Raw genomic sequence first — 21,735 nt, forward strand, 5'->3', positions numbered from 1 at the left:
ATTGCGGTAGCGTATAGCAGTTATAACTCGAATGTAGTTGATAGACAATTAATTAAAATCTTGATAAATGTATTCACGAATTTACAATCGCATTTGCAACAAAAACACCGGAGCTGAAACATGCCTGCAGAAGATAACCACCAGTAGGCGCTTCCCAATCGATCATTTCACCAACGCAATGAACATTCTGGAAATCCTTTAATTCCAGATTCGAATTTAACGCAGAGAATGCAACGCCACCTGCAGTAGAAATTACTTCATCAATCGGTCGAAAACTTAAAACCTCTATCGGAAACTTCTTGATGGTCTTTGCCAAATTATCGATATCCAAATAACTTTGCTTATCCAAAGTCTTTAAAAGATTGATTGCGGTCGTGGACAATTTTAATTTCCTTTTCAGCACAGAACTTATCTTTTCGGTGCCTTGCAACTGTGCTAAAATCTCAGTTTCCGATAAGTTCATTTTCAAGTCGATATGTAGAGTGACTGGGAAATCATGCTTTCTTGTAAATCGGTTCATGTAATAAACCGGACTTCCTTCAATACCATATTTTGTGAAGACGATCTCACCAATTTTATGTTGCTCTTGAAAAGAAACCTTAATATTTTTCAAATACTGACCTTGCAAAGAATGAAACTTAGAATCACTATCGTAACCCGAATTTGCAGATTGTAAGGGAGTAATTTCAATATTTTTCTTAGAAAGCGTCGGTACCCATTTCGCATCTGAACCTGTTTTTTTCCAGGATCCGCCGCCCATTGCCAAAATTAATTTCGAGTATTTTACAGAAATATTTTCTCCGTGATGTTGAAGATAAACCAAAGAATCATCAAAATCGAGAAAAGTATGATCATAATGAATGGTGACATTCAATTTTTCTAACTGGTCCAGCCAGGCTTTTAAAACGTGAATAGGTTTGAAATTTTTCGTCGGAAATATTTTACCGGAGCTCCCGACATAAGTTGTAATTCCAAGATCTGACAACCATTCGATAACTTTTTTATTATCAAATTGTTGAACTATATCCTGTATTGTTTTGGCTTCATATTTTTTGACGAAAGAAATAATTTCTTCATTATGAGTTAAATTAAATCCACCATTTCCAGCTACTAAAAATTTTCTTGCCGCGGCTTTATTCTGTTCATAAACCTGGACCTTAAAACCTTTTTCCGCTAAAATTTGGGCTGCCATTAATCCGGCAGGACCTGCGCCTATAATGATAATTGGTTCTTGATTCATGTTACTACAAAAGTAAGCATTTTGTTTTCCGAAAAGTAAACTATAGAAATTACCTCTGCGTCAAACTTAAGTGCGACCAAATTCAGTAATTTTTACAAAAATTAATACATTCATGACTTTTTACTTCCAGTCTTTATATGGATTTAAGGTCAGGTTGGAGTTGTAATACTTATCTTCTGAAGTGACTTCGCAATCAATCCATTTGGGAATAAGAAATTCTTCCGCTTCGCTTGACAATTCAATTTCTGCTACAATTAATCCTTCATTATCTCCTAAAAACTCGTCGATCTCCCATAAGTGTTCTTCAAAGGCTATTTTGTATCTTATCTTTGAAAGTTCTGTAACTGCGAACCGGTCTAACAGTTCTTTGGCCTCATCTAAAGGGACTTCATATTCGTACTCCGCTCTTGTAGCTCCTACCGAAAGTCCCTTTATAGTTAGAAAACCTTTTTGACTGGTTTGCCGAACACGTATTGTTTTATTGGGATCTGTTAATAAATAGCCTTGCCGATATAACTCACCCGCAGGTTTTTTAAGATTTTTCCATTCTTCTTTTTTAACTAAAAATTTTCTTTCTATTTCTATTCCCATATTGACTATAATCTATGTACTTTTGTTTTATAAACAGTGCAAAATTAAGTGGAATTTATCGAGGCATTAGCATAACTCTGGTAAAATATATTCTTAATCTGTATTGCCAATTGCTCGCATAAAATTTATCTTTGCAAAAAGAAACTAACTGCATCTTTTTTAAGATTAGATCTCTACAGTAATTATAATCCAATTTTTTTCATGCTAAAAGATCCGAAACTGGTACTTGCGATTATCACCGTTGCGTTAGTTTGGGGAACGACCTTTTTAGGAATTCGAATTGCCGTAGAAACCATACCACCTTGGTTTGTAGCAGGAATTCGCCAGTTTTTCGCTGGATTTATATTATTGATCATTCTTCTTGTTTCCAAAGATCTAAAATGGATCGGCTGGAAGAATTTCGGAAACCAGATTATCCTTGCTTCCTTAATGTTGGTGGTTGCGAATGGAATGACTACCGTAGCTGAAAAACATTTGTCCAGCAGTTTAGCCTCGCTCATTAGCGCAACCTCGCCTCTTGCAGTTTTTATTTTGAGTATTGTGTTCAGTATGCAAAAATTCAGTCTACGTGGATTAGTGGGAGTTTTACTGGGATTTACCGGGATTCTTTTGATTTTTAAGGATGGTCTATTAGATTTACTTCAACCTGAATACAGGATGGGAGTTATTTTTATGTTTATTGCCATTTCTGGCTGGGCTCTTGGGACTATTTTCACGAAGAAAATCAATCATCAACCACAAAATATTTCTCTGAATCTTTTCTATCAATTTAGTTTTGCGGGAATTGTTCAAATCATTTTCGGACTTATTGCTGCCGATCAATCGCCTATCTCTACATGGAGTATTAAAAGTATTTTGGCAACGATCTATCTGGCTATTTTCGGATCGGTGGTGGCATTCTTCGCTTTCCATTTTGCCTTAAAGAAAATTACGCCGACTCAAATCTCGATCCTGTCTTATGTTAATACGATTATTGCTATTTTTTTGGGATGGTTAATTCTAAACGAACCCGTATCTGCAACTTTTCTAGCCGCAACCGCATTAATTATCTGCGGTGTTTTCATCACTAATTATAAACCCGGTATGTTTAAAAGAGTACCCTAAATACTATTATTGAAACACGACATTCTATGTTCTGATAATACTTTTATGAACCTAAAAAGCCCTCTTGTTCTTAAGACAAGAGGGTTTTTATTTATTTGTTATTTGCAGGATTTTATTTTATTTGAAAGGGAAATTGCTGTGGCAGGATTTAGTCCACAACTACTTTCACTATAGTTTTAATATGAATCAGCTGTTGCAAAAGTTCCTCACGAGATTTCGCTAGAACATTGATGTGCCCCATTTTACGTCCGGGTTTTGTATCCCGTTTTCCATACAAATGAATATAAGTATTGGGTAATTTCAGGACCTCTTCTAAACCATTATATTTAACTGTACCCGTTTGATGATCTTCACCTACCAGGTTCAGCATTCCTGAAAATCCAAAATTGGAAGTGTCTGCCAAAGGTAAGTTCTTCAATATTCTATACATTTGTTCAAACTGAGAATTAGCATTTCCCTCCTGAGACTGGTGTCCGGAATTATGCAGACGCGGCGCCGTTTCATTAACCCAAACTTTACCTTCCTGATCCAAAAATAATTCAATCGCAAATAATCCTTCGGAGTTAGCTGATTTTATAAACTGATCTGCGATCGCATCAATTTGATTTTGAACCTCATCCGAAATATGTGCCGGACAAATATTAAAGTCAAGCAAATTTAATTTAGGATCTGCAACCATTTCCGTCACGGGAAAAGTTTTAATTTCGCCTTGTTCATTTTTAGCAATAATTAAAGAAAGCTCTTTATCTATATCCACCAAGTTTTCTAATACAGAAGGCTCATTCCACATTTTTGACAAATCAGATTCATCCTTAATGACCTGAACTCCTTTGCCATCATAACCACCGGTATTCAGTTTTTGCACAAAAGGAAACGCGATGTTAATTTCATCGTCCGTAGACTGAATAATTTGAAAATCAGGACTGGGAATATTATTCTGCTGATAAAACTGCTTCTGCAAAATTTTCTGTTGAATAATCTTGATGATATTTGAATTCGGAATCACTTTTACACCTTGATTTTCAAGTGCTTCCAGACCTCCAACACTTACATGCTCGATTTCAATAGAAACGACATCCATCTCTTTTCCGAAATTAAAAACCTCTTCTTTAAGATTAAAATTACCTTTGGTAAAGTGAGAGATATGAGCGCAGGAACAGTCTGAATTAGGATCCAGAATATGAAATTCATCATCATATTTTAATGCTTCCTGAATCAACATTCGACCTAACTGCCCTCCTCCTAAAATTCCAATTTTCATTTTACTATTTTAATTTGCTTATTTTTAAATAACCGATATATGTTACATTCTCTTGGTTTTCTTCTTCCGATTTCTCTAAGACTATTGAAAACCTGTCTGTAAATTCCTTTGGCAGAATGTCCGTAACTTTGAAGATATCATCGATATCAACACCATATTTGTCATCAATATGGCTAACCGCATCTTGGAAACCCATTGTTTTATAAAAGTCGGTTTTCTTAGCTCTTCTAATGATCTGAGCCATCGAATTCCCGACCATTAAATATTGCTTATGAAACTCTTCAAATTTACCAGGTTGATAACCGCCTAGATTAATAAAAAATAGATGATCTTTTGATACCTCTGAGGTTTTCTCTACGATTTTAACTTCGTAGCCATCTACAAATCTCACCTCCTGATAACAGTCTATATGAATTTTACCTTTGGCTTCGGGCCAAAAATTTTTCATGGCAGGTACCAGGTCTTTCAAATGTTCTGCAATACCAAAAAACACGTCGTGCTGCTCAATATTTCTGCCTTTTGGTACGGCTCCAAGAATGGAATAAAATAATTTCATTTTCAAGAAAAAACAAAAATACGTTTAAAATAAATTCTATAAAATTTTTGAGTCGCCTATTTTGCAGAACTTTAATACGAAAGATTGTTCAGGATCGCTTCCGCTTTCATCTCCGTTTCCTGCCATTCTTTATCAGGATTACTATCTGCTGTAATTCCACCACCTACATAAACCAAGGCGGCGTTGTTAAAAAATTGTGCACATCTAAGATTTACAAAATATTGAATGGTTTCCTCCGTTTCTACTTTGATATATCCTGCATAAAAACTTCGTGGATGATCTTCAAATCTTTCAATTGCCTGGGCACACTGTTCTTTTGGGATACCACAGACTGCGGGTGTAGGATGTAGTTCTGCAATTACTTTCTCTAAATCCTGAACTTTAATTTTGGCTTGGAAATCATTTCTTAAATGCTTAATATTTCCAGATATATGATCACAGGTATCAGATTTCTCAACATGCTCAGAATAGATTTTTAAAACAGAACTGATAAAATCCGTTACGGGTTGTTGTTCGTCAATTTCTTTGTGGGTCCAATTTTCATTTACAGAGATCGTACCTGCTAAACTCATGGTTTCAAATTGAGAGGTCGACTTATCAAACCTACCAAGCAATTCTGAAAAAGCACCCAGCCAGCATTTCCCTTCCTCAATTAAAAAGTAAACAAAAGCATTTGGATAGGAGTCGCAAAGATTTAAAAAGGTTTGGGATAAATTGATTGCAGAACTTTCTAAATCGATAAGCTTCCTGCGGGAAATCACCAACTTAGGCAAAGAATGTTTTTTGATAAAACTAATAACCTGCGTTAATTTTTGAACGTATTCGTTTTGGTAATCTTCTTTAAAATTTAGAAGTTGAGAAGATAAATCAGTAGAAAAGATCGGTGATTTTAAGAACTCATCAGTATTTATTGCAGTAATACTACCTAAAAAATCAATATTCTCAGTCTTATCAAATGAAACAAAGCGAACGGTTTTCTTATCAACCTTCTTATCCGTTGTTACTATTTGACTTGTAAAAGGGAATCTGAAATAAACCATTAGTAAGAGTGAATATATTTAGAAAATTGCTTTTTCTAAAGCTTTATCGTGGAATTATATTATTGGTCATGGTGGTATGATTGATGAGCATCCCTTTTTCATCACGGATTTCGATTTCCGAAACGTGCATTGTATTCCCTTTGCGAATAAATCTCGCAGTTCCCGTTACCATTCCCTCTTTTTTACTTCGCAAGTGATTGGAATTAATATTGGTTCCTACCGGGGCAAATTTCTCTATGTCTACATGGATCACAGACAAGCAAGAGCCCAATGTTTCTGCCAAAACACAACTTGCACCACCATGCATAATGCCATAAGGCTGATGAATTTTTGGAGTTACGGGCATTGTTGCTGTAAGCGTTTCATCGGTAACATCTGTAAAAACAATATCTAATGTTTTCCCTAAACTTTCGCCACCCCAGGTATTGAGTTTTTTTAAAATCTGTTCCTTATTTTCCATTAATTTTTTTTTAATTCTATTTTTCAGAGTTCATGGACCAACATAATCATTAATAAATTTTGGGATTCCATTTCTCTGGAAATTTGGGAGTTCTTTTCGTATAATACTCTTCCAGTTCATCCATGATATCCTCGTAAGTTCTTGTTTCTAAATCTTCAACAGAAATTTTCTTACCAAGATATATTGTTTTGTCCTTAAAATCCCCAGAAGCTATAACAATAGGAACTTTTGCCGCTAAGGCCATATGATAAAAACCTTTTCGCCATTTCGGAACCCAACTTCTTGTTCCTTCTGGCGTGATTACCAGACTGAAAGAATCTTTTTTGAACTCGTTAACAACAAAATTTACCAAATTATTTTTTTGTGAGCGGTCAATTCCTACACCGCCCATCGCTTTGATCAAGAATCCGTACCAAGCTTTCGTATGCTGATCTTTTATGATCACCTTCAACGGTTTACCCAAAGACCAATAGGCAAAATTGCCAAGCATATACTCGTCGTTAGCGGTATGTGGTGCAACCACCAGAATACACCGATCCAAATTATCTACATCCCCTTCCAAGACCACTTTCCAGCCTAAAAGTTTTAGCATTAATTTGCCGAATAATTTCTTCATATTGTTAACAGTTTACGTTCTATAAGTCTGAATATTTTTTCAAAAATAAGCAAAAAGGTATAACCAAATAACTTGGTTATACCTTACAAAGATATTGTTTTAAAATCCGAACTAGAATAAACCAGTAACGAAATCTATAATTTTAATTGCTATTTCTAAAACGAATTGTACCATAATAGAGGTTTTTAAAGATGTTAATTAATACCAGATTGTAATTAACAGTACGAAATTAGTAATTATTTTTCAATAAAGGAATTTCCAGACTGTTAATTTTTATTAAAGTTTAAAAAAACTTGAAAAATCAACTAGTGAACTGCTTAATTTTCAATTTTCTTACCATTATCTACTTTGTTTTTATAGACACTTCTTTTTTACCGTCTTTAATTACAATATCGACATTTTTCATCTTCTTCATACCTTTTCCGATAGAATCGATTACATCTTCTGCCTGATCTTTAGACACTTTTTTATTGTTGATAATCACACTATCTTTATCATTAGAATTGTATTCAATCGTAGAACCATTGATCCTGATTTTGTTTTTCTCGATAGAAATTCCTGAATGATTACTGTAATCGTCGTCGTAACTGTCATCACTACTATCATCATCTAACTGCAGCACATTATCTCTTACTTTGAAAATTTTGAAATTTTGTGGTACCACCAACTCATAATTTACATTATAATTTCTGAAGCGGTGTTCGTAAGGATATTTCACATAATTGGGTAGTAGGATTTTATTTCCCTGAATTTCTACCGGAACATTTAACTGAACCGGAACATTATATCCTTTCCCTTCTTTTTTGATGATCAGGTAAGGCGCATTAATATTTGATTTTCTGGTTACCTCTACCGAAGGATAATCTTCTTCAAAAACCGTTTTTTTATCAGAGTAGATATCATCATCATATGCTGTAAAACTCTGAGGAATAGTAACCTGTTTTACGTCAATATACAAGCTGTCTGATCCAGCATTGATCGCCACATTTTCTATATCTTCTTTATGTCCTTTGAAAATCAAGTCCTGTTTAGCCATACTGACACCAAAATAGGTAGCAAAAGCAAACAATAACAGCACTAACGCACCTAAAACATATCCCACATTTCGCAGCTGAGTTTTAGGAGAGATTAATTTAATAGAAAGCAGACTGAAGAGGATTGCAGGGATTAAAGTACCAAGTAACATCATACCAAAAACCGCATTACTTGTTCCCACCTCACTGAAATAGAAATTAAACTCATTCATCCCAGGCAGTCCGGGTACTCCAGGTAATTGTGGAGTTCCGAAGATACCAAATATAAAAAATGCTCCCACGATGCAACCAAGTGCCATCAATCCAAATATTCCACCCAAAGAATATCTAACCAGATTCCAAAGTCCACTTCCTGCTTTGTGGATGTACGGTTTGTTTTCGTTATAGATTTCGCCGACTCTTTGGGTAGATTCGTTTGCAAACTGCACAATTTTAGTAGATTCTTCCTTTAAATTATCAAAATTCATTGGTTTGCCTTTCATTTTTAAAAAGTCTGAGGCAGTTTCCGCTTTTGGTAAAACGATCCAAAGAATGATGTAAATTAATACAATAATCATGGTAGAAATTGCAGTGAATATTCCTATAATCGCTATTCCTAACCAAATTGCACGCATTGCAGTAACATCCATCCCAACGTAATGTGCTAAACCTGCACATACTCCAGCGATTTTTTGTTTCTCTGGGTCACGGTATAGTTGTTTATTCCCGCTAAAGTTTGCAGATGATCTTTGCTCTCTCTTTTTGCTGGAAGTATTATCTGAAAAGTAGGCTTCTTCTTGCTCCTCTATTTTTTCTGGAGATCCAATTTGTGCAATCACTTTCTCTACGTCGGTATCGTTAATCACTTCTCTTTTTCCTAAAAGATCATTAAAGATTTCGACCATTCTAATTTCTATATCGTGCATCACTTCTTCGGCCTCATTGACATCCAAAGAGCTTTTAAGTGCGGCAAGATAATCACTCAATTTTATGTAGGCATGTTCCTCAATAGTGAAAGAGAAACCGGCAAGTCCTATAGATAATGTCTTATTCATCGTTTTAGATTTTATTTTCAAACGAATTGTCGGTATCGTTCGTTGGGTTAGTTTTTTTAGTAATAAAGTTGACAGAGTCAGTCAGATCATTCCAGGTATTCAGCAGTTCAGCAAGGAACAACTTACCCTTTTCTGTCATTTGGTAATACTTTCTGGGCGGACCTCCAGTGGACTCTTCCCATCTATAGGAAAGAAATTCACCATTTTTCAATCGGGTAAGAAGCGGATAAAGTGTCCCCTCTACTACATCTAGTTTCCCTTTTTTCAGTTCATCAATCAAATCGGAAACATACATTTCCCGCGCATTGATTAAACTCAAAATACAGAATTCCAGAATTCCTTTTCGCATTTGCGCTTTAGTGTTTTCTGTGTTCATTATATTAAGGTTTTCATTTTTAAATAGGTCGTGATAAGAAGGTTTTCTTTTAACTTTTTTCATTTGGTTAAAACACTCTTCCTCAACCTTACAATGCAAAGATATATAATTTATTTAGTATTATGCAATACAAAGTAGTAAAAAACTGCTCTATTTTCTAATAAAATTTAGCAAATGCAATAAGCATCGTGTTTTGGAAGCTAAAAATTTTTTCACTAAAAAACAAAAAAACCACTTCAATGATGAGGTGGTTATTATTTAGTACATTGTTTTACTATTTTTTGATCACTTTACGAGATTGCATTGTACCATCTTTCATATAAAGAGTAATAATGTAAAGTCCTGCTTTTAAATGTGCAAAATTAAGTTCGGCAGATGGCTTCATGTTTTTAAGAATTCTACCTGAAACCTCTTTTATGGAAATATTTTTAACCCCTTTTAGGTCAGAAATTTTTAGTACATCCTGGAAAGGATTGGGATATAGTGATATCAGATCTTTAGTAACATTATCCGTTTTTAGCACCGGTTCTTTTATCGTAAGGGAATAATCTTCAAACTGTCCGTAGTCTGTGGTTAGATTGCATGGGTTATTATCCGATACTTCACCATCATAATATGCTTTTTTAATACGTATTCTGGTCGAGCCCGATTTAGCACCTTCTGGAACTACAATATCTCCGTAGACAGGGATGCTTGTAACTCCATCACTATCCGTTTGCATTAAAGTCCCGTCTGCAAAATAAACTTCGCCTGGATCATTTAAACTTCCATTTTGATTCCAGTCGATAAAAACAACATACTGAGAAGTAAAATCCCCATCTGTATTTCCATTTAGATCAATCTTATATGTTTTTGCAGTTTCTACAATACCTTTTGACTCTGTAAAAAATTCATGTGCCGTACCCCCTGTTTCTGCAGCAGAAACATGATCAATTCCCGCAAAATTCACATAAGTAATTGGTTCAACATTTGTAATACCAACTGGACCACAATAATTGATATCGCTATTCGTAGAAAATGAAATTTCATTACAATTAATCGCATCTCCAATACTATTCATCGGAATAACCTTGGCAAAATAGGTGGTTCTTTTTTTTAAGATAACATCCATTGATAAATTGGTCGCAGGGACTATCATGTTTAAAACGCCTGAAGCATTGGAACTTGCGCCAATCTTTAGTTGATATTTGGTAGCACCGCTAACTGCGGGCCAGGAAATATGGGTTTGTCCATAGTTTATTACTGATTCGTTTGCTGGACTGACAAATGTTGCGCAACCCGGCACCGTGCTTACCACTTCTTGGATAATTGATAAGTCATCAAAATATATGGTTCCGCTTCCTGTCGATCGTTGAAAAAATGCACCGATAGAGTATTTAGAACCTGACGCAAGATTATCTTCGAGAACCTTTCCTACGGGAAGTTCTTCGGAAAATGAAGTACATTTAGAAACAGCGGATGAAGTTATATTTTTGCTGGAAATTACCGATATACTCCAAAGTTCCTTAACAGGATCAAAGGTATTTAACGTCAGATATAGTGATCCAGAGAGATTGGCTGTTTTTTTATACTTAACCGATACCGTGATCTTTTGTCCATTACTTTTCTGCTTAACCGGTAAAGCAGAAAAATCGATGGCAAGCCCCCCAGAACTCTCATTGGCAGAATAAGATTGAGACCAAGACGTAAATCCACTACATGCAGCTAAAATACTCGCGTTACCATTTCCAAAAACAATCACGCCATCATACGATTGGAGCCCTTCAAAATTTTGCAGAACGTTATATTGTGCTTTAATACTTATAGTCAGCATTATAAACACTAAAAGTATTTTTCTTATCATCCAATAAAATTAAGGTACCCTAAAAATAATGAAATACGAGGTAACAAACAAGAAAAAATTCAATTATTTATAATAAATAATAGGTTTTTATTCATATTACACAACATTACTTCTTATTTATTAAGATAATGCCATATCAATCCGTGATTATTATTCGGTAATAGAATTCGATTTGTAAAATTTCCTATGTTCATTTTGTAGAAATTCAATTTTCTCCAGCAAATGCTGAATCACCTCTAATCCAGCCAGATTTACATCTAAATCATAATGCCAGGTCATCATTTTTTCAAAAACTGATAGTTGTTCGTAGTGAAGATATTTGATCTCATTTTCGGTTTCAGTCTTAAGCAGGCCAGCCTCTTCCAGAGAATCAAAAAAAGTAATTTCTACGTTATAGATTCTTACCAGCTCTTCCCGTGATATTCTTTCGCTCATTTCTGTAAGTTTTTAAGTTGATTGAATAACTCTTTTTCCTGCTCAGATAAATTTTTAGGCAAAGTCACGTGATACGTTACCAGTAAATCACCGAACTCGCCTTCTTTCTTGTAGACAGGAAAGCCTTTACCTTTTAATCGAACGGTGGTCCCATTTTCAGTTTCTGGTTTTACTTTCAATTTTACAATACCATCCAAGGTCTTAATTTGAACTTCACCACCTAAAATTGCAGTGTATAAGTCCAGATTTAAACCATAACTTAAATGGTCTCCCATTCTTTTAAAATTCGGATCTTCTTCAATTTGAAAAGTGATGATCAAATCGCCATTTGGACCACCATTGAAACCTGGACTTCCGTGTCCTTTTACTTTGATTTTCTGACCATCTGCAATTCCTGCCGGAATTGTGATACGAACTTTTTTGCCGTTGATATTAAAGGTTTGCTGATGGGTTTTTGCAGCGTCTTGCAAATGCAATTTCAAACTGGCTTCTGTATCCTGACCTTTAAATTTCCCGCTTGCACTACCTCGTGAACTGCGGCCACCACCTCCAAACATACTTTGAAAGAAATCTGAAAAATCTGCACCTTCACCAAAATCCTGTCCTGAGTACCCACCATAACTTTGACTGTGTTGGGCTCGCTGGTGGTTTTGAGCTTTCTCATACTCTTCACCATGCTTCCAATTCTCGCCATATTTATCATATTTGGAGCGGTTTTCAGGATGGCTTAAAACTTCATTTGCTTCATTTATTTCCTTAAATTTTTTCTCGGCCGCCGAATCACCCGGATTCACATCAGGATGGTATTTTCTCGCTAACTTCCGGTAAGCTTTTTTAATTTGATCAGCGGAAGCTTTCTGATCGACACCTAAAATTTTATAATAATCAATATATGCCATTGCGTAATGCTTTCCTCAAATTTAAAGAAAGAAAAAGGATTCTGTTTTAAAATTCTGTTAAATTTTATAATAACTTTTTATTTAACACTGTAATAATCAACCTGGCCAAAAAATTATTTTGAAAATGTTTTGTATCTTCGATTATGAAAAATTCTGTTTTTATTTTAGCGGTACTTGCTTTAATTAATTGTAACAAAGAAACTACTGAAATCAAAGTCAGCAATGATTCCATTCAGCTGGATTCTTCTTCTAAAGGAACAACAGATTCTACGAAACCGGCAATAAAAAAGAGTGAAGTCCTTAAAAATCTAAATAATGCTATTTTATCTTCATTAAAAAAGAAAGACTTTCCGGAATTCGCTTCATTTATTCACCCAGAAAGAGGAATTAGATTCTCGATGTATGCGTACGTGGATGATAAGAAAGATAAACACTTTACCAAAGAAGAATTTCTGAAATACATCCCTACTAATATTAAATTTACCTGGGGCCAGCAAGATGGAACTGGGGACCCACTTATTATGTCTATTAACAATTACCTTGATCAGTGGGTTGTTGCAGAAAATTTTAGTAATGTTGAATTTCATCTCAATTCTTTTAAAGGAACAGGAAACTCTTTAAACAATTTACCGGAAAAATATCCTGGATTAGATTTTATAGAAAATTATAAAGCAGGAAGCGGCGAAAGCGCAGACTTTCACTGGAGTGCGCTCCGGTTTGTATTTGAAGAATTAAATGGCGTCTACTACCTCGTTGGTGTAGTAAACGATTCGTGGACCATTTAGAAAAGATCTCACTTTCTATTTTATGAATAAAAAAGCTCCGAAATGATTTTCGGAGCTTCTGCTATTAAGATAATTCTTACTTTAATCTTTATAAGCCTCAATTGTCTTGTTTAAAAGATCAATCTGAGCGTGGATTGTTTTACTGGATGGATTTGCTTTCAAAACCACCATTTTTTTGGCCAGACCATCTGTCAAAATTTGTACAATCATCATTTTTGCTTGCGGATTACTGCCGATCTGACTTTTGACCTGTGTTAAAACTTTGGTTACATTTTCAGTAGCCTTCAAGTTATCAGAACTCATAATCCAGTTAAAACCTTCTTCTGCAGCAGTTCCCAGTTCTGGTTTCTGAAACTTAATAAAAGGATAAAATGCTGCTGTAGAAGCGATCGCCGGCATCTGTTTCTCGATCTTATTTTTTACAATAATTGGTAAAAGCTCACCTATTAAATTATCACTTGCACCTTCTAAATCAAGTTTTTCTGCTAAAGTTGCAACTCTCGCTGGATCAACAGCCGCAATTCCGGTAAGTGAATTTGCTTTCACGGAATTTGATACGGCATTCATTCCATTTTCAAAAAGGGGAAGGTATTTTCTATCTTTTATCTTTGCTAAAGCCGAAATCGCAACACCTTGAACCAAAGTTTTCGGATCACTGGAAGCCATTTTTTCAACTTCCGAAAGAGCGGCCTTGGATTGATCAGCTTTTGATAAATCTAATCCACTTAAGGCCTTCATTCTAATTCTAAAATTCTGATCTTTCAACGCCGCAACTAAAACTTTTAAAGCAACTGGGCTTTTAGAAGAATTTTCTACTCCGTTTTCTACTGCTTTATATCTACTCAAAAAGTCTTTTGAATTTTGATATTGCATGAAATACTGTTCTGGGGTCTTGCTATCTGTAAATTCACCCAGCAATAAACCATCTGCATTAATATTCACCAAATCTGGGTTTTTAGAAACAGGGAAACTAAAATTATTTTTTTCTTTCGCATTTACCCATACATTTTGACGTGTTGGTTTTCCGTTCTCATAGATATCAATTGCCAAAGGAAACTGGAAATTTTTACCAACTTGGGTCTGATTAACAGTTACGGTAACCTGTTTTTTTACCGGTTCGAAAGTCGATGTATATGAAACTTTCGGGTGCCCACTGTCAAAATACCATTGATTAAAGAACCAGTTTAAATCCTTACCTGAAACTTTCTCTAACGAAAGTCGAAGTTGATGTGCTTCTCCCGTTCCGTATTCATTGGTTTTCAAATAATCATTTAAACCCGCAAAAAAAGAATCATCTCCCAGATAATTTCTCAACATGTGAAGAATTGCTCCGCCTTTATTATAAGAGACCCCATCAAACATGTCCTCACGAGATTTGTAACTGAATCGCACCAAATCTTTTGCAGGACTTGACGGATCCATTAAATATCCTTGAATTTCTTTCATTAAACCATAATCGGCTAAATCTTTTCCATACTTATGCTCATTCCACAGATATTCGGAATAGTTGGCGAAAGATTCATTAACTGTTAAATTACTCCAACTTTCGGCAGTCACCAAATCTCCAAACCAATGATGGAATAATTCATGCGCAATCGTGCCTTCCCAACGATTTTCATCGATAAGATCTCCAGGCTTCTGTTGAGCAGACTCCTGATGGAGTACTGCGGTTGTATTCTCCATCGCTCCGGAAACATAATCTCTACCTGTAATTTGGGCATATTTAGACCAAGGGTAATCGTAATTCAGTCGCTTAGAAAAGAACTCCATCATTTCTGGCGTGTTGCCAAAAATCTGTTTTGCATAAGGTTCATATTCTTTCTCTACATAATAATCTACATCAATATTTCTCCATTTATCTTTAACAATTGCATAATCACCGACTCCCATGAAAAATAAATAAGGTGCATGTTTTTTGTCCATTACCCAATGATCCGTTCTTAAACCATTTGAATCTTTTTTAGAAGATTTCATTAACCCATTTGATAAGGTTACGTATTTATCAGGAACGGTCATATAGATTTCCTGCGTTGTTTTTTGGTTGGTTTTATCAATAGTTGGAAACCAAGCAGAACTTGATTCTGTTTCACCCTGCGTCCAGATTTGGGTTGGTTTATCAGCTTCAGTTCCTTTGGCATTAATAAAATATAAACCTTTCGCATCGCTGATTGCAGCACTCCCTTCTTGAGTAACTTCATTAGGACGCGCTGTATATTTGATATATACGGTATAATCTTGATTTCTATTATAGGTTTTGTCAAGATTAATTTTCAGCATATCATTTTTATACTCATATTTCAAAGGACTTTTACTTCCATTTTTATCTAAGGCAACTTCATGAATGAGCATTGCTTTAGCATTCAACACCAAAGAATCAGTGGGGTAAAAATAAGGCGAGGCAGTAAGCCATTCTTCGCCGCCCATCTGTTCTTTTTGGTAATCGAAATTTACTTTTAATTTGGTATGTTTCAATTCCGTCATTTTGGTATGGGCCTGTCTGTAAACTTCAGTTCTTCCTGAAGTTTCAGTCTGTGCGAAAACATTTCCCGAGAAGAAAATTCCGAGGAGACTAATGGAGATAAGTAGTTTTTTCATGTATTTAGGTTATAGTTTTAAAGATTTATGATAAAATCCAGCGGTTTTTACGATTTTTTATTGACAAAAGTCTCAAACAAATCATTGACGAAAGATTCGTAATCGCCACTTTTTAGCTGTTCCTTACTTTTGTTAACAGCTTTTTTAAGATCGCTTTCGTCATTTTCATGATTGATTAATTCTACAGACTTAATCCCTTTAATCTGAATTAAAAGTTCGGTTAGCTTACCAAGGTCGGCGTTATCTTCGAGATTTAGTTTTAAAGATTTCATTGGATAATTGGTAGTATAATTTAAGATAAAGTTACAAAAAAAGTGAAGTTGCACTACTCCACTTTTATAATCATGTTAAATCGCAACCGGCGCTTTTATTCCTGGATCAGGAGAATAGTTTTCCAACGTGAAATCGTGGAAATCAAAATCGAAAATATTTTTTATTTCCGAATTCAATCTCATTGTCGGTAAAGGTTTTGGGGTACGTGAAAGTTGTTTTTCCACTTGCTCAAAATGATTATTATAAATATGAACATCACCAAAAGTGTGTACATAATCGCCAACTTCTAAATCACAAATCTGTGCCACCATCATCAGTAACAAAGCGTAACTAGCTATATTGAAAGGGACTCCAAGAAATACATCTGCACTTCTTTGATACAATTGAAGTGACAATTTCCCATCCGCGACATAAAACTGAAACAAGGCATGACAAGGTGCTAAAGCCATGTTCGGAATTTCGGCAGCATTCCAGGCAGAAACAATTAATCTTCGGGAATCTGGGTTGTTTTTGATTTGCTCGATAACGTCGGTAATCTGATCAATAACTTTTCCATCAGCTCCTGTCCAACTACGCCACTGCGCACCATAAACAGGACCAAGATCGCCGTTTTCATCTGCCCATTCATTCCAGATTGACACGCCATTATCATTCAGGTATTTAATATTTGTATCACCTTTTAAAAACCAAAGTAACTCGTAAATAATAGACTTTAAATGGACTTTTTTAGTCGTCACCATCGGGAAACCTTTTGAAAGATCATAACGTAACTGGTATCCAAAAATGCTTCTGGTTCCTGTTCCTGTTCGGTCGGTTTTATCAGTTCCATTCTCTAAAATATGTTGAAGTAGGTCGAGGTAGTTTTGCATTTAATTTATTTTGAAGATGTGGTAATTTGGAGATATAAATTCACAGAAAAGGTTAGTTTTCAAATTTACCAAATTTTTAGAATTTTATGCTTAAGATTGTTTAAATAAAATTCTTCTTCTTTTTTCTTGCTAAATAAGGATTTACCCAAAGGACTTTCGGTTGAAATAACAAAGATTTTCTGATCATCAAAGATGATTTCACCTAGAGAAACTGCGATATAAAAAAAGCCTTTGTCAGTTTGAACAAGGGAACCTAATCCAATTACTTCATGTGGACTGATACTGATGGATCTTAACGAGTTCTTTGCTTTTACATGTTCATTCAACTGAATCTGCAGATTGTTAATTTGTTGCTGAACCATTTCGCGTGAAGTTTCATATTTATCACCCATCGAGCTTTTTGTTTCGTTATTAGAAGCACGGGTTTCGGTAATCATCTGGTCTAAAACATCAATCTTTTCTGATAATTTAGCGTGAAGAATTTGAAGTATTTCGGATTTATTCATTTATAATTTAAAATGGGTTTGGCTAAAAAAAATGATTGTTTCATTAATAAAAAAGAGACTATTTTAGTATTTAAGCTTAAAATCACTCATTCTAGAAGAATTGATCTATTTTTCTAAGACCGCATATCCTCCAACAGGCAAGTAAAAACTTTTATCTTGTAAAAAATCTTTTACTGGACCACTAAAAATGTTTTTGAAAATGCCAATCACCCTCTCATCATCAATAGTGAAAGAAATATTCTCTTTAGAAAAATTTAATACTGTTAATACCTCATCGTTATCATTTTTTCGAAGATAGGCTAAAATCTTATCATCTGCAGTAGTTTTTATTATGAAGGTCTTCGCAGCAGGATCGCCACCTCTCAAAGCGAGATTACGCGTTTTTAAATTTAATAAAATTTGGTAAAACTCATTAAGCTCCTTTTTATCGGACCAGGGAATTGGATCTTTCTCGAAAAACTGCAGCCGTTTTGTTTTTAAAGGTAATTCCTGACCATTATAAATAAGCGGAACTCCATTCCAGGTAATAGAAAAAACAGCTAATGGAATAGCTAAATCACCATATTTTTCATATTCTGTCCCGTTCCAGGTATTTTCGTCGTGATTACTGGTGAACCAGGCTCTCATTGACGAATCACCGATATTAGAATAGCGGATCAATAAATCTTTTAGATCCTCAAATGAAATTTCATCTTGATTATAAACTTTCGTTTTGTGCATCCACATCCAGGTGTAACTGGCATCGAAAACTTTTCCATACTCTGGATTTTCAAGTTCGTCAAACTCTCCTAATAAGAAAAGTGGTTTAATTTCATCTATTTCAGGTCTTGCCTGTTTCCAAAAATCAACTTGTACCCAACTTGCAAGATCACATCTAAATCCATCAATATCAGTTTCCGAAACCCAAAACTTCATGGCATCTATCATCGCCTGACGCATTGCAGCATTTGAATAATCAAGCTCGATAATATCGTCCATTCCTGAAGCAATTTGAAAGTCATTGGTTGCTGGATCTTTCAGATAAAATTCAGGGTTTGTTCTGGTCCAAACATGATCCCAACCAGTGTGATTTGCCACCCAATCGATCAGCACTTTGAAACCCATTTTGTGCGCTTCACTCACCAGATGTTTAAAATCTTCCAGCGTGCCAAATTCTGAATTAATTGAAACATAATCTTGAGCTGCATATTGACTTCCGAGAGTTCCTTTTTTATTTTTAATTGAAATTGGAGTAATAGGCATGAACCATAAAGTTTCTATTCCCATTGATCGCAGTCGAGGAATTTCCTTTTCGAAAGCTCGAAAAGTTCCCTCTTTTGTGTACTGTCTGATATTGACTTCGTAAATATTGGTGGCATGCTTCCACCTATTGGATAAATCCATTGACCTTTTATTATTGGGAATGATTAAAACCGCTTCTTATCACCCCAGAATGTGGAACAAATTTATAATTTTTAAATGAAAGGGATTCCTTTCCCAGAGAGAATACGTTAGAATTGATACCTTTTTATACTACTTAAGGTCGAAACGATCGCTCATAAAAAAACCCCGAAAGATTCGGGGTATATGCTTATTTTCAACTTTAATCTAAGTCATCTTCAAAATTGTCATCATTGAAATCGTCATCATCATCGTCATAATTCTCATCATCATCATCCTCGAAACTCCCTGCCTTATATTCATCTTCAAAACTTCCGAAATCATCATCTAACAATGGGACAACGTTATTTTTTTTATTTTTCGCACCAGATTTACTTGGAGCTTTTAAAGGCATATTACCAAAACGGAAAACGGTAATTGGATAATTGACCGCCGGTTTCTCATCGATAATTTCTACTAATTCGCAGAAGAACTCCCATAAATCCATAAATCCATATTGAAAATGAATTTTGTCTCCCTTTTTTTCAAAAACTTCACTAATATAAACATCGGACATGATTTCACCGTCCCCATCATCGCTCATATCTTCAAGAGGGACCGATTTCACTACAGCTCCATCTTCATCTAAGATATCAAACAGCGACAGATCATCGCCCATTAAAGAAAACGCACTTTTAATTCCTAAGTGAAGATTCCAAAGGGTTTGCTTACCTTTAATTTCTACATCTCTAAAAATATCCTCCTTGGTGTCTAAAATAATTCGGAGTTTGTAAACCATTATTACCTTAAATTTTAATTAATTTTTACATTTATTGTTCGGGTACAAATATAAAACAATTGAAATTCGACGAGAAAATATTACACCCTTTTTTATTAAAAAGTTTTGCTTACATTTTGGGCGCTCATTAAAACGCTTTTTGTAGATAGAAGCTGAATTTTGAGCCTTCAAGATAGGTGCTTTCCACGCGGATACTCTCATGGTGCGCTTCCAGAATATGTTTTACTATTGCTAATCCAAGTCCGGAACCGCCATCATGTCTGTTTCTACTAGCCTCAACGCGATAGAAGCGTTCGAAAATACGCGGTAACATTTCTGGTTTTATACCCATCCCATTATCGCTAACCACTACCAAAAATTTATTTCGGTGGGCAGTGATTCTTACCGTTATCGTCGCTTTTTCCCGATTAGAATAATTAATAGCATTGGACAATAAATTCATCAAAACTTGAGAGATTTTCTGTTTATCCGCAAGTACAAGGGTTTGACTGGTTGTACTTTGCAATATGATTTTGGTATCTTTCTTCTGGGCTTCTAAATCCAGTAAATCAATCATTTCTCTTACGAGTTGGTTCAGATCAAACTGGCTTTTATTTAGGGTTATCTCACCACTTTCAAACTGGTTGATCATATCCAAATCTTTCACGATTGTCAATAACCGTTCAACTGATTTATCAATTCTACCCAAATATTTATCACGAATTGTAAGATTCTCTACGCCACCTTCTAATAAAGTGTCTACGTAACCTTGTATCGTGAAAAGAGGCGTTTTTAGTTCGTGAGAAACGTTTCCGATGTATTCTTTGCGGTAGATTTCCATCTCTTTCATCGTATCAAGTTCAGTCGTATTTCTTAAATTAAGATCAGATACTCTTTGACCTAATTCGGTAAAATTGAGCGTACTGTCTTCATTGATGATCTCTTCCGGCAAAATAGTTGATATTTTTCTGATTTGCTTTTTTCCATAAAAATTAAATAGAAAATCAAGCACCAGATAGTTGATCAAAGCCATCACGAGACTACTGAAAATAAGCGTCAAAAAGAATTGTTGATTTGTTTCGGAGAATTTATGTTTTGCAGAATCAAAAACATAGATCAGAAAAAGCATGACAACGGTCAGAAAAAGAGAAGCGAGAATAGTAAGCCGATGAAATTTCATGATAATGTAGAACTACTGTTGATTGGAAGGTGGTTTCACAAAGTTACACAACTAATTTATAACCAATCCCCTTCATGGTCTGGATCGTGTTGATTCCCAGCTTCTCTCTTAAACGACGGATATGAACATCTATGGTCCGTTCTCCAACAACCACTTCATTTCCCCATACCCGATCTAAAATCTCCTCTCGTTTAAAAACCTTTTCGGTATTAGATGCTAAAAGATAAAGCAAATCGAATTCTTTTTTGGGAAGTAAAAAATTTTGGCCGTTTTTGGTTACTCTCACATTATCCTTATCAATAATTAAATCACCAATTGTGATTTTAGCGGCATTTTGTGCAGAACTAGATCGCAATTGCAAAAGTGCATTTATTTTGGAAATCAGGATTTTTGGTTTAATTAGTTTTACGACATAATCATTTGCACCTGCTTCAAAACCAGCAAGCTGAGAAAACTCCTCACTTCTTGCGGATAAGAAAACAATAAGTGTTTTCTGAAGTTCCTTGATTGTCCGCAGCTCTGTACAGGTTTCGATCCCATCCTTTTCCGGCATCATTACATCCAATAGAATAAGGTCAGGAATAACTTCTTTCGCTTTTCTTATACCTTCATTTCCATTATTGGCGGTGGTGACTTGGTAACCTTCTTTTATAAGATTGTAGGAAAGAATTTCCAATATATCCTCCTCGTCATCGATCAAAAGTACTTTTTTTTGACTCATTTTTCTCATGGTTTATCTTTTCAAAATTAATCAAATAAAAGGTGCAAAATCCCGTAATTCTAAATATTCATAATTAATTAACATTCGTGGTAGTTTGTTAAGACAATCGTAATTTAAAGTTAAAGCTACCGCAACACCAAACCAGTCTATAATTTCGTCCTTTGCCCCGAAAGAAATTTA

22 protein-coding genes are annotated in these 21,735 nt (G+C 35.0%); 2 read left to right on the top strand and 20 right to left on the bottom strand.

What is annotated here, in order from left to right:
- Positions 1-73: 73 nt before the first annotated feature.
- Both FNJ88_RS02670 and FNJ88_RS02675 read right to left on the bottom strand, forming a co-directional pair.
- A complete protein-coding gene (locus tag FNJ88_RS02670) occupies positions 74-1,240 on the bottom strand; it encodes an NAD(P)/FAD-dependent oxidoreductase (protein WP_143851618.1) in 1,167 nt (388 codons plus the stop codon).
- Positions 1,241-1,360: 120 nt separating this feature from the next.
- Complete coding sequence (locus FNJ88_RS02675) at positions 1,361-1,831, bottom strand: CYTH domain-containing protein (RefSeq protein WP_143851619.1); 471 nt, start codon at positions 1,829-1,831, stop codon at positions 1,361-1,363.
- A gap of 201 nt (positions 1,832-2,032) precedes the next feature.
- Here FNJ88_RS02675 and FNJ88_RS02680 point away from each other — a divergent pair, with 201 nt between their 5' ends.
- Entirely contained in the window at positions 2,033-2,935 is a 903-nt protein-coding gene (locus FNJ88_RS02680) for a DMT family transporter (RefSeq protein ID WP_143851620.1), read from the top strand.
- A 148-nt stretch (positions 2,936-3,083) separates the two neighbouring features.
- On the opposite strand, the gene FNJ88_RS02685 is transcribed toward FNJ88_RS02680, so the two are convergent.
- The 10 genes from FNJ88_RS02685 to FNJ88_RS02730 form a co-directional block, all read right to left on the bottom strand.
- Complete coding sequence (locus FNJ88_RS02685; protein WP_143851621.1) at positions 3,084-4,196, bottom strand: 5-(carboxyamino)imidazole ribonucleotide synthase; 1,113 nt, start codon at positions 4,194-4,196, stop codon at positions 3,084-3,086.
- 4 nt (positions 4,197-4,200) lie between these two features.
- Positions 4,201-4,752 carry a DUF1543 domain-containing protein gene (locus FNJ88_RS02690; protein WP_143851622.1) on the bottom strand — a complete coding sequence of 184 codons (552 nt, stop codon included), beginning with the start codon at positions 4,750-4,752 and terminating at the stop codon, positions 4,201-4,203.
- Positions 4,753-4,823: 71 nt separating this feature from the next.
- Entirely contained in the window at positions 4,824-5,792 is a 969-nt protein-coding gene (locus FNJ88_RS02695) for a chorismate-binding protein (protein ID WP_143851623.1), read from the bottom strand.
- 43 nt (positions 5,793-5,835) lie between these two features.
- Positions 5,836-6,252, bottom strand: a complete 417-nt coding sequence (locus tag FNJ88_RS02700) for a PaaI family thioesterase (protein ID WP_143851624.1) — start codon at positions 6,250-6,252, stop codon at positions 5,836-5,838.
- A gap of 49 nt (positions 6,253-6,301) precedes the next feature.
- Positions 6,302-6,868: a 1-acyl-sn-glycerol-3-phosphate acyltransferase gene (locus FNJ88_RS02705; RefSeq protein ID WP_143851625.1), complete on the bottom strand. Its 567-nt coding sequence runs from the start codon at positions 6,866-6,868 to the stop codon at positions 6,302-6,304.
- A 343-nt stretch (positions 6,869-7,211) separates the two neighbouring features.
- Entirely contained in the window at positions 7,212-8,936 is a 1,725-nt protein-coding gene (locus FNJ88_RS02710; RefSeq protein ID WP_143851626.1) for a PspC domain-containing protein, read from the bottom strand.
- A 4-nt stretch (positions 8,937-8,940) separates the two neighbouring features.
- Positions 8,941-9,312, bottom strand: a complete 372-nt coding sequence (locus FNJ88_RS02715; RefSeq protein ID WP_143853859.1) for a PadR family transcriptional regulator — start codon at positions 9,310-9,312, stop codon at positions 8,941-8,943.
- A gap of 274 nt (positions 9,313-9,586) precedes the next feature.
- Positions 9,587-11,155 (bottom strand): T9SS type A sorting domain-containing protein, encoded by a 1,569-nt coding sequence (locus FNJ88_RS02720; protein WP_143851627.1) that lies wholly within the window; start codon positions 11,153-11,155, stop codon positions 9,587-9,589.
- Between the two features lie 150 nt (positions 11,156-11,305).
- Positions 11,306-11,590 (bottom strand): chaperone modulator CbpM, encoded by a 285-nt coding sequence (locus FNJ88_RS02725; RefSeq protein ID WP_143851628.1) that lies wholly within the window; start codon positions 11,588-11,590, stop codon positions 11,306-11,308.
- A complete protein-coding gene (locus tag FNJ88_RS02730) occupies positions 11,587-12,489 on the bottom strand; it encodes a DnaJ C-terminal domain-containing protein (protein WP_143851629.1) in 903 nt (300 codons plus the stop codon). The genes FNJ88_RS02725 and FNJ88_RS02730 overlap by 4 nt, the downstream gene beginning before the upstream one ends.
- Positions 12,490-12,632: 143 nt before the next feature.
- On the opposite strand from FNJ88_RS02730, the gene FNJ88_RS02735 reads away from it, so the two are divergent.
- The gene (locus tag FNJ88_RS02735) at positions 12,633-13,274 is read left to right on the top strand and encodes a hypothetical protein (protein ID WP_143851630.1); all 642 of its coding nucleotides are present in this window, start codon (positions 12,633-12,635) and stop codon (positions 13,272-13,274) included.
- Between the two features lie 81 nt (positions 13,275-13,355).
- Here FNJ88_RS02735 and FNJ88_RS02740 read toward each other — a convergent pair whose 3' ends face one another.
- The 8 genes from FNJ88_RS02740 to FNJ88_RS02775 form a co-directional block, all read right to left on the bottom strand.
- Positions 13,356-15,869: a M1 family metallopeptidase gene (locus tag FNJ88_RS02740; RefSeq protein WP_143851631.1), complete on the bottom strand. Its 2,514-nt coding sequence runs from the start codon at positions 15,867-15,869 to the stop codon at positions 13,356-13,358.
- A gap of 47 nt (positions 15,870-15,916) precedes the next feature.
- On the bottom strand, positions 15,917-16,141 hold the full coding sequence (locus tag FNJ88_RS02745; RefSeq protein WP_143851632.1) for a hypothetical protein: 225 nt from the start codon (positions 16,139-16,141) through the stop codon (positions 15,917-15,919).
- 75 nt (positions 16,142-16,216) lie between these two features.
- On the bottom strand, positions 16,217-17,011 hold the full coding sequence (locus tag FNJ88_RS02750; protein WP_143851633.1) for a thymidylate synthase: 795 nt from the start codon (positions 17,009-17,011) through the stop codon (positions 16,217-16,219).
- A gap of 65 nt (positions 17,012-17,076) precedes the next feature.
- Entirely contained in the window at positions 17,077-17,517 is a 441-nt protein-coding gene (locus FNJ88_RS02755) for a hypothetical protein (RefSeq protein WP_143851634.1), read from the bottom strand.
- Positions 17,518-17,622: 105 nt separating this feature from the next.
- Entirely contained in the window at positions 17,623-18,900 is a 1,278-nt protein-coding gene (locus FNJ88_RS02760) for an alpha-amylase family glycosyl hydrolase (RefSeq protein ID WP_143851635.1), read from the bottom strand.
- A gap of 199 nt (positions 18,901-19,099) precedes the next feature.
- Positions 19,100-19,675, bottom strand: a complete 576-nt coding sequence (locus FNJ88_RS02765; protein WP_143851636.1) for an IS1096 element passenger TnpR family protein — start codon at positions 19,673-19,675, stop codon at positions 19,100-19,102.
- Between the two features lie 127 nt (positions 19,676-19,802).
- Positions 19,803-20,834, bottom strand: coding sequence for a sensor histidine kinase (locus tag FNJ88_RS02770; protein ID WP_143851637.1), 1,032 nt, complete (start codon positions 20,832-20,834; stop codon positions 19,803-19,805).
- Positions 20,835-20,877: 43 nt separating this feature from the next.
- Positions 20,878-21,555, bottom strand: a complete 678-nt coding sequence (locus FNJ88_RS02775; RefSeq protein ID WP_143851638.1) for a response regulator — start codon at positions 21,553-21,555, stop codon at positions 20,878-20,880.
- Positions 21,556-21,735: the final 180 nt, after the last annotated feature.

This window comes from Chryseobacterium sp. SNU WT5 (genome assembly GCF_007362475.1).
In the GTDB taxonomy this organism is placed as follows: domain Bacteria; phylum Bacteroidota; class Bacteroidia; order Flavobacteriales; family Weeksellaceae; genus Kaistella.